Annotated in this window: 6 protein-coding genes; 5 read left to right on the plus strand and 1 reads right to left on the minus strand. The window is 63.0% G+C overall.

Annotation, left to right across the window (positions count from 1 at the left end; translation table 11 throughout):
- The 3 genes from Q0R27_RS07305 to Q0R27_RS07315 form a co-directional block, all read left to right on the plus strand.
- Positions 1-660: glycosyl transferase (locus Q0R27_RS07305; RefSeq protein ID WP_293942875.1), on the plus strand; the 660-nt coding region annotated here is incomplete at its 5' end.
- Positions 661-784: 124 nt separating this feature from the next.
- Complete coding sequence (locus Q0R27_RS07310; protein WP_293942877.1) at positions 785-3,673, plus strand: TonB-dependent receptor; 2,889 nt, start codon at positions 785-787, stop codon at positions 3,671-3,673.
- Between the two features lie 125 nt (positions 3,674-3,798).
- Positions 3,799-4,452 carry an ATP-dependent Clp protease proteolytic subunit gene (locus tag Q0R27_RS07315; protein ID WP_293942879.1) on the plus strand — a complete coding sequence of 218 codons (654 nt, stop codon included), beginning with the start codon at positions 3,799-3,801 and terminating at the stop codon, positions 4,450-4,452.
- On the opposite strand, the gene Q0R27_RS07320 is transcribed toward Q0R27_RS07315, so the two are convergent.
- Positions 4,449-5,309, minus strand: a complete 861-nt coding sequence (locus tag Q0R27_RS07320) for an aldose 1-epimerase (protein WP_293942881.1) — start codon at positions 5,307-5,309, stop codon at positions 4,449-4,451. The two genes, Q0R27_RS07315 and Q0R27_RS07320, sit on opposite strands and share 4 nt — an antisense overlap.
- A 228-nt stretch (positions 5,310-5,537) precedes the next feature.
- Here Q0R27_RS07320 and clpX point away from each other — a divergent pair, with 228 nt between their 5' ends.
- Complete coding sequence (gene clpX, locus Q0R27_RS07325; RefSeq protein ID WP_293942883.1) at positions 5,538-6,818, plus strand: ATP-dependent Clp protease ATP-binding subunit ClpX; 1,281 nt, start codon at positions 5,538-5,540, stop codon at positions 6,816-6,818.
- A gap of 68 nt (positions 6,819-6,886) precedes the next feature.
- Positions 6,887-7,642: LON peptidase substrate-binding domain-containing protein (locus Q0R27_RS07330; protein ID WP_293942884.1), on the plus strand; the 756-nt coding region annotated here is incomplete at its 3' end.

The raw sequence follows: 7,642 nt of genomic DNA on the forward strand, positions 1-7,642 counted from the left end.
CCCGCTGCGGCGCCGCCGATGGTCGCGATGCTGCTTGCCGAGCAACTCGACATGGTCGTCGGCACGCGCAAGCATGAAACGACCGACGCCTATCGCGGCGGCCATGTGCTCGGGAACAAGCTTTTCACCGGGCTGCTGTCGGGCCTGTTCGGGCGCAGTTTCACTGACATCTTCTCGGGCTACCGGGTGTTCTCGCGGCGCTTCGTCAAGAGCTTCCCTGTGCTTTCGGCAGGGTTCGAGATCGAGACGGAAATGAGCGTCCACGCGCTCGAACTGAAGATGCCGGTCGGCGAACTTGAGACGGTTTATGCTGCGCGACCAGAGGGTTCGGCGTCGAAGCTGTCAACCTATGGTGATGGGTGGAAGATTTTGAAGACGATCTTCACCCTTTATCGAATCGAGCGCCCCGTGCTGTTCTTTGGCACGATCGGTTTCGGGTTGCTTGTCCTGGGCCTAATCCTCGCGACGCCGCTCGTGATGACCTACCTCGCGACGGGCCTCGTCCCGCGTGTTCCGACTGCCATTCTTGTCACCGGACTTGGCATCGTGGCCGTGCTTTGCCTGTTTGCAGGCCTCATTCTGGACACCGTCACCCGTGGCCGTCGCGAAGTTCGCCGGCTCGCTTATCTTACGCATCCAGCGCCTGTTTCGCCGCTGTAACATTTGCGCATCAGTTGCGCTGGATTGTGTTCGCATATCGACTCGGGCCCTGTTGCGCGCGCTCCGGACTGGGTAACTCCTTCCCCGTGAGGCGCCTCGCGCCGATAAGATCAGGGGGACTACCATGACCAAATTCGCAACCGCACTTCGCGCCACCGCTTCGCTCGCCGCGCTGATCACCGCTGGAGCCGCATCGGCGCAAAGCGTCCTGCCACCAACCCCGCCGGCTAACCCCGCCTCGGTGTCCGTTCAGCCGACGTCGGGCGGCGAGATTGTCGTCACCGGCTCCCGCATCCGCCGCGATCCGCTCAGCCAGGATTCGCCGGTCATCACCCTCGACCAAAATGCGCTTGCCCAGACCGGCCTGCCGGCGGTGGCGGATATTCTCCAGCGCCTGCCGAGCGCGTCGGGCGGCCTCAACTCCAAGGTCAACAACAGCGGCAATCTCGGCAATCCGCCCGATGGGGGCGGCGTCGGCGCCGGTTCGGCCGAAATTGACCTGCGCTATCTCAGCGCTAAACGGACGCTGGTGCTGGTCGACGGCCTGCGCTTCGTCAACGGGACGAGCGGCAGCGGCATTCCCGCGACAGTCGATCTCAACACCATCCCCGCCAACATGATCGACCGGATCGAAGTCCTCCAGTCCGGCGCGTCGTCGCTCTATGGATCGGACGCGATCGCCGGCGTGGTCAATATCATCACCGTGGCGCAACAGAAGGGGCTTCGCGCCTCGGCCCAGTTCGGTACCTTCCGCCAGGGCGATGGCCACGCACAGGACTACAGTGCGAGCTACGGCTTCGGCGGCGCGGCCACGCACATCGTGTTTGGCGCCAGCTATGTGAAGCAGGAGGCCGTTCGCTCGGGCAACCGCTCGATTTCGTTATTTCCCAACCCCGGTCAGACCAGCTGCACCGACCCTGTGGGCGGCTGCAGCAGCGCCGCGATCAACGGTCGCTTCCTGACCTTCAATGGTAGCCAGACCATCTCGACCGCGCCCGACAACACGCCGACCTTCGCCGAGCTTCGTTCGTTCTTGAAGTCGGACCGCTTCAACTTCGCGCCCTTCAACTATATCCAGACCCCCTCGGAGCGTTACGGCGGGTGGGTCAGCGTAAAGCAGGCGCTTTCCGACACGATCAACCTGCGCATCCGCGGTAACTACAACCGCCGCAACTCGCAGAATCAGGCAGCGTTCGAGCCACTATTCATCGGGCCCGATGCCGGCAATGGCGCGGGCAGCCTGTTTGACACGCTGTCGTTCGACGTAACCAACCCCTACAACCCTTTCGGCGTGACGCTGGAGTCCGGCGTCAATCCCAATGGGACGCCGAATGGTCGCACCCAGAACTACTCGTTCATCGCCAGGCGCTTCATTGAGGGCGGGCAGCGTACCTTCAACCAGCGCGTGACAACCTATTCGGCAACCGCCACGCTCGACGGCTCGTTTATGGCCGGACCGCACAAATGGTATTGGGACCTCAATGCCTCGTTCGGGAGCAACAAGGCCCGGCAGAGCTTCACCGGCAACGTCAACGCCGCGCGGGTGGCACAAGCGATTGGCCCGCTCGCCAACTGCACCGCGCCCTGTGTGCCCCTCAACCTGTTCGGTGGCGCCGGTTCGATCACGCCCGCCATGCTCGCGTTCATCGCCTTCACCGAGCGCGATAAGAGCCAGCAGAAGCTTTACGATTACACCGCCAACTTGAACGGCGACCTGCTCGATCTGCCAGCCGGGCCGCTTTCCTTCGCGGTCGGTGTCGAGCATCGCTCGCAGAGCGCGAGCTTTGATCCCGATCCAATCGTCGCGGCCGGGCTCGGCGCCGACATTCCCGCCCAGCCGGCGGCGGGCCGCTATAATGTCAGCGAAATCTATGGCGAGCTTCGTGTTCCCATCCTGAAGGAGACGCCGGGCTTCTACTCGCTTGAGGTCAATGGTGCGGCGCGTCACTCGAAATATTCGATCAGTGGCAGCGCTACGACCTTCACCGCTACCGGGCTGTGGAAGCCGGTGCGCGACTTCCTCCTGCGTGGTTCCTATGCGACCGGCTTCCGCGCCCCGAGCCTCGGCGAATTGTTCGGTGGCCGCTCTCGATTCGACTTGCCGGTCACCGATCCCTGCTCGAACGTCGCTGGATCGCCCTATCAGTCCAGCGCTACGGTCCGCGCCAACTGCACCGCCAACGGTGTGCCGGTATCGGGCAGCTATGCAGAGGATCCGGGCCAGTTGCCGGTGATCACGCAAGGTAGTCTGGGCCTCAGACCCGAGAAATCGCGCAACATCACATTTGGCGCGGTTTTCTCGCCGCGGTCGGCTCGCGAGGGTGGCGGGAACTTCAATGCAGAGGTCAACTATTACGATATTCGCGTGCGCAATGCGATCGGTGCGGTCGATCCGAACCTGACACTTAATAATTGTGCGCTGCGCGGCGATGCGGCGAGTTGTGCCCTCGTCATCCGAACGGCCAACGGGTTCGTCAACGAGATCGACGGTACGTTGCAGAATCTCGACAGCATCAGCACTCGTGGAATCGACGCGACGATCAACTATCGCTCTCCGCGCACCCGGTATGGAACGCTCGGCCTTTCCGCTAACGCGACCTTCCTGCTCAAATATGTGTTGTCGGCGTCGAACGGCTTTGTCGTCCTCGACCGTCGCGGGACCGAGCGCGGAAGCCCCGATCAGGCCTTTCCCAAGGTCAAGTATAACGGCACGATCGACTGGTCGCTGGGTGATATCGCAGCCTCCTTCACCGGCCGCTATGTAGACGCGGTGACTGAGATCAATGGCAACACGGGCCTGACGAACAAGTTGGGCAGTCGCTTCTACGGCGATGTGCAGCTGCGCCTGACGCCGTCTATGCTCGACCGCCGCTTTGTACTGACGGCGGGCGTCAATAATGTCTTCAACCTGGATCCGCCGGGCTGTTTTTCGTGCAGCCTCAATAACTTCGATCCAACGACATACGACGTGCCTGGCCAGTACGGCTACCTGCGCCTGTCGTACAAGATGTAACGGTCATAAAGCTTGGCAAGGGGCGGCGTGGGCGACTCCGCCGCCCTTTTTTCGCGTCCGCTTGAACCCGCCCGGCTTTGCCCCGATGTAGGGTGAAGTTTCAAACCCAAGGACAATCATTCCCCATGGATCATCAGGACATCGTCGCCCAGCTCGTTCCCATCGTCATCGAGCAATCGAATCGCGGCGAACGCAGCTTCGACATCTTCTCCCGCCTGCTGCGCGAACGGATCATCTTCGTCACCGGCGTGGTCGAAGACGGGATGGCCTCACTGATCACCGCCCAGCTGCTGTTTCTTGAATCCGAAAACCCGAAGAAGGACGTGTTCATGTACATCAACTCGCCGGGCGGCGTTGTCACGGCGGGCCTCGCGATCCACGACACGATGCAATATATCCGCCCCAAGGTCGGCACCGTGTGCATCGGCCAGGCCGCGTCGATGGGCAGCTTCCTTCTCGCCGCCGGCGAGCCCGGGATGCGCGTCGCGCTGACCAACAGCCGGATCATGGTCCACCAGCCGTCGGGCGGGGCGCAGGGCATGGCGTCGGACATCGAGATCCAGGCGCGCGAGATCCTGCGCATGCGCCACCGCCTCAACACGCTGTACGCAAAGTACACCGGCCAGCCGCTCGAGGCGATCGAGATCGCGATGGACCGCGACAAGTTCCTCGAGGCCGACGAAGCCAAGACTTTCGGCATTATCGACGAAGTGTTCGACAAGCGCCCCGACCCGAGCGAGGGCGACACCACCGGCGCCGCCCAGATCACGCCCGCTTAACCCTCGATCTCGAACCTCACGCTTAGATTGCGCTCTTCGCCCTCGGCGAGGAGCGCGATACCCAGACTTTCCCATTGGTCCTGCGGCGCGTTGAGCGCGCAGTTGGCGTTCTCGACCGGCTCGGCGACGAACATTCCTCCGCTGGTCGGGGCGTACAGCTGAAAGCGCGGGGCAGGGGCGGTCATTCGCACCCGCGCGCCACGCCCCCAGTCGATCAGCGCCTCACCGCTCCACCCTTCAAAACCATTGTCGAGCCCGCGGCCGCACACCGGGCCGTTCGAAGGGTCGTAACGACCGGTCGCAGGGATGCGCTCGACCGGCAGGACGTCGTCGTCGATCGTCCACACGTCGGTGACGCCGGTGCTTAGCCGGGTTGCTTCGTCGCAGTCGAAATAGGGGTGGAAGGCGAGCGCACAAGGCATCCGCTCGGGCGACAGGTTGCGGCAGGTGAGGGTGACCGTAAGGCCGCTTTCGTCGAGCTCGAAAACCTGCCGCGACTCGTAGCGCCACGGCCATTCGCCGGGCTCATGGATGAAGGCGAGCGTCGCTGAGCGGGTGTCCGATCGCTCGACAGTCCAGCTCGAGCGCCAACCCTGGCCGTGGAGCGGGCTCGTGTCCCCCGGAAGGTTAGGGGAAAGTGTCACCACGCGCCCATCGCATTCAAACCGCCCGCCCCGGATCCGGTTCGAGAACGGCACCAGCGGGAAATTCGCCATCTCGCCGGCATCGCTCGCCGCGTCCGGTGCCGGGCGCATCAGCTGCTGTCCGCCGCGCCGGAACCGCGCGATACTCCCGCCAATCTCGGGCGCGAGGTCCAGCGTCAGGTCCCCCGTGCCGAGAGATAGCCAATTGGTCATAAGCTTCGCAATCTCCGTTGAACGAGCTTAGGCGCAAACGCTTTGCGGAAGGAAGCGCTCAACTCTTCCACCTTTTCCGCCCCTTGCCCCGCTCCGTCCGCCCCTCCATATTCGGAATAATTCAATCGCATTGGGGGGACCGTTAACCGCCTGCGCGTTTGATTGTGCTAAAAAGCAGGCTAGCATGGCCCGCGTCACGAGCCCCCAGACTCGCTGCTAAGGATGATTATGACGAAACTTTCAGGCGGCGGCGACAGCAAGAGCACCTTGTACTGTTCGTTCTGCGGCAAGTCGCAGCACGAAGTGAGGAAACTCATCGCCGGCCCGACCGTGTTTATCTGCGACGAATGCGTCGAGCTGTGCAACGACATCATCCGCGAGGAATCGAAGTCGGCGCTGGTCAAGACCCGCGATGGCGTGCCGACCCCGCTCGAGATCTACAAGGTGCTCGACGATTATGTGATCGGCCAGTCCAAGGCCAAGCGCGTCCTCTCGGTCGCGGTTCACAATCATTACAAGCGGCTCAACCACGGCGCCAAGCATGGCTCCGAGGTCGAACTTGCCAAGTCGAACATCCTGCTCGTCGGGCCGACCGGCTGCGGCAAGACCTTGCTCGCCCAGACAATGGCGCGGATCCTCGATGTACCGTTCACCATGGCCGACGCGACCACGCTGACCGAGGCGGGCTATGTCGGCGAGGATGTCGAGAACATCATCCTCAAACTGCTCCAGGCGTCGGACTACAACGTCGAGAAGGCGCAGCGCGGCATCGTCTACATCGACGAGATCGACAAGATCAGCCGCAAGTCGGACAATCCTTCGATCACCCGCGACGTGTCGGGCGAGGGCGTGCAGCAGGCGCTGCTCAAGCTGATGGAGGGCACCACCGCCAGTGTTCCTCCCCAGGGCGGCCGCAAGCATCCGCAGCAGGAATTCCTTCAGGTCGACACGACGAATATCCTGTTCATCTGCGGCGGTGCCTTCGCCGGGCTCGACAAGATCATCGGCGATCGCCTGCAGGGCAAGTCGATCGGCTTCGGCGCGCATGTCGCCGCGCCCGACGAGCGCCGCACCGGCGAGGTGCTCAAGAATTGCGAGCCAGAGGATCTGCTCAAGTTCGGCCTGATCCCCGAGTTCATCGGCCGCCTTCCGGTTATCGCGACGCTCGAGGACCTCGACGAGGAAGCGCTCATCAAGATCCTCGTCGAGCCGAAGAACGCCCTCGTCAAACAGTATCAGAAGCTGTTCGACATGGAGGATGTCGAGCTCGAATTTTCCGAGGATGCGCTGTCGGCGGTCGCCAAGAAGGCGATCGACCGCAAGACCGGCGCGCGCGGCCTCCGCTCGATCCTCGAGGGAATCCTGCTCGATACGATGTTCGACCTGCCTTCGATGGAGGGGGTCGACGAGGTCCATGTCGACAAGGACGTGATCGAAGGCCGCAAGGACCCGGTCCGCGTCTACGCGTCAAAGGACAAGAAGTCGGCGGGCGGCGACGCGGCCGCCTGATCAGAGACGATTTCGGAGGGGAGGGCGGCTTTGTTGCACTCCCCCGGATGACCTCCCATATGGGGTTTATGATCCGAACCCTCCCCATCCTGCCGCTGCGCGACATCGTCGTCTTCCCGCACCGCATCGTCCCCCTGTTCGTCGGTCGCGAAAAGTCGGTTTCGGCACTTGAAGCGGCGATGGCCGGCGACAAGGAATTATTCCTCGTCGCCCAGATTGATCCGTCGGAAGACGACCCTGACCGTGACCAGCTCTACGACCTCGGCGTCGTCGCCACGGCGATGCAGCTGCTCAAGCTCCCCGACGGCACCGTCCGTGTGCTGGTCGAGGGCGTCCGCCGCGCGCGCCTCCTGTCGCTTGGCCAGGCCGACGGTCACCAGGTCGCCGAGATCGAGGACGTCGACGATCTCGACGCCGAGGGGCCCGAGGCGCAGGCGCTGATGCGCTCGGTGATCGACCAGTTCGACAATTACGCCAAGCTCAACAAACGCTTGCCCGCCGAAACATCGATGCAGCTCGGCGAAATCGAGGATCCTTCCGCGCTGGCCGACGCGGTTGCCTCCAACCTGTCAATCAAGGTAGCCGACAAGCAGGCCCTTCTCGGCGAGCTTCACCCCTCGCGGCGCCTCGAAATGGTGTTCGCCTTCATGGAGGGCGAGCTTGGTGTGCTCCAGGTCGAGAAGAAAATCCGCAGCCGCGTCAAGCGCCAGATGGAAAAGACCCAGCGCGAATATTATCTCAACGAACAGCTGAAGGCGATCCAGCGCGAGCTTGGCAATGAAGGCGAGGAGGGCGCCGACGAACTCGCCGAACTCGCCCAGAAG

The organism is Sphingomonas sp. (assembly GCF_025362505.1).
Classification (GTDB): Bacteria; Pseudomonadota; Alphaproteobacteria; order Sphingomonadales; family Sphingomonadaceae; genus Sphingomicrobium.

Coding starts and splice junctions, on each gene's coding strand:
- Q0R27_RS07310 (WP_293942877.1), top strand. CDS start 785: ATGACCAAATTCGCAACCGCACTTCGCGCCACCGCTTCGCTCGCCGCG.
- Q0R27_RS07315 (WP_293942879.1), top strand. CDS start 3,799: ATGGATCATCAGGACATCGTCGCCCAGCTCGTTCCCATCGTCATCGAG.
- Q0R27_RS07320 (WP_293942881.1), bottom strand. CDS start 5,309: ATGACCAATTGGCTATCTCTCGGCACGGGGGACCTGACGCTGGACCTC.
- clpX (WP_293942883.1), top strand. CDS start 5,538: ATGACGAAACTTTCAGGCGGCGGCGACAGCAAGAGCACCTTGTACTGT.